This is a genomic window from Rhodosalinus sediminis (assembly GCF_003385555.1).
In the GTDB taxonomy this organism is placed as follows: Bacteria; Pseudomonadota; Alphaproteobacteria; order Rhodobacterales; family Rhodobacteraceae; genus Rhodosalinus; species Rhodosalinus sediminis.
In genome coordinates, this window is sequence record NZ_QOHR01000069.1 from 1 (window position 1) to 1,310 (window position 1,310).

General features: G+C 60.2%; 2 protein-coding genes. Both read left to right on the forward strand.

Features of this window, described 5'->3' with window-relative positions:
• The first annotated feature begins 97 nt into the window (after positions 1–97).
• On the forward strand, positions 98–511 hold the full coding sequence (locus DRV84_RS15515; RefSeq protein WP_147298887.1) for a hypothetical protein: 414 nt from the start codon (positions 98–100) through the stop codon (positions 509–511).
• Positions 512–844: 333 nt separating this feature from the next.
• Positions 845–1,310, forward strand: a 466-nt coding sequence (locus DRV84_RS15095) for a transposase (protein ID WP_476748609.1), incomplete at its 3' end; no start/stop codon positions are given.

A 1,310-nucleotide genomic window follows, 5' to 3' on the forward strand; every position in this document is an offset into this window, starting at 1 on the left:
CTCAGGGATTGAGGGCGGCGCAGGTGGCTCACTTTGGTGACGCCGTACATCTGGCATTATACGTGAACCTAAAAGGGGGGCTGGTTGGGGAGCAGATATGAGGGCCATGATGCAAGATGTCTTTCGCGTAGAAATTGAAAGGGTTCGCTTTCTCTCCGAGTCCAATTATTTGAAGTTCTATGTGGACAAAAATGAGAAATGGGAGCTGCTGTGCCTGATTTGCACATTGGATGGCGACCCGCGTTACGGCGTTTATGATTACCTGAATATGCTTAAAACAATTCGGTGCAGCCACCTGACGCTGCTAAAGTTTCTACGTGAAAGAATTAAGTGTGGGGACTTCCGCGTCGTTCAAGGCGAAAAGAAAAGCCGCAAAACACTGCGGCCGAACGATGGGTTGATCAATGAGCTGCAAGATTACCAAGAACGGTTGATCGACTGGGTGAGCTTGGTCACTTCTGTCAAACACTCGAAACCGATAGACGACTGTCTTGACGATGCATATGGCTGATCCCGCGGCCTTCAGCGACGGCGTTTGAGCGGCGGGGACAGCGCGCCATGCCCGATTTCGAATGACACGCACTGCGTCGCAACAAAGCGGCAAGCCCGACCACGCGTTGCCCTACGTCGGGGGTTCCGCGGGCGGCCTTTTGCACCACTTCAAGAAACACAACTCGGTGGTTGCTCATCAGCAACTTGCTCCTCGTCCGACGACGGCAGCTCGCCTACCGTGAAACCTGAATTCAGATGCCGATCCCGGCCATCTGGGCAGCCGAAGAAGTCCAAAGAGCTATGCTCGAAAATGGGTGATGGGGCCTGCGAAGGCGGCGTATCGTGGCGGGTGATGAAGCCTGCCAGAACCTCCCGAAGGAGCGATACGCCATGGACCTTGAGACCACGATCACCCCGCTTCGACCCGCCCGGATCCGTGGACGATCCGCTGACCGAGATCGCGCGTGACGGCGCTCGGCGCATGCTGGCCGCGGCGCTGAGAGCCGAAGCAGACGCCTTCGTCGCGCGCCATGCCGAGGAGACGCTGCCCGATGGGCGTCAGCGAGTTGTCCGGCATGGGTATGGGCCGGAGCGCCGTATCCAGACCGGGATCGGCACGCTCGAGGTGCGCCGCCCGAAGGTCCGCGACCGCGCCGAGGGCGTGCCGGCCGAGAAGAGGATCCGCTTCAGCTCCGGCATCCTGCCCCGCTGGGCGCGGCGCTCGAGAAGCCGCGATGCCCTGCTGCCGGTGCTCTACCTGCGGGGCGTTTCGACCGGGGACTTCCAGGGTGAGGCCCCGAACGCGACCCGTCCGAGAG

Bases quoted from the DNA above. Each gene is read 5' to 3' on its own strand.
- DRV84_RS15515 (WP_147298887.1), top strand. From the start codon at position 98: ATGAGGGCCATGATGCAAGATGTCTTTCGCGTAGAAATTGAAAGGGTT.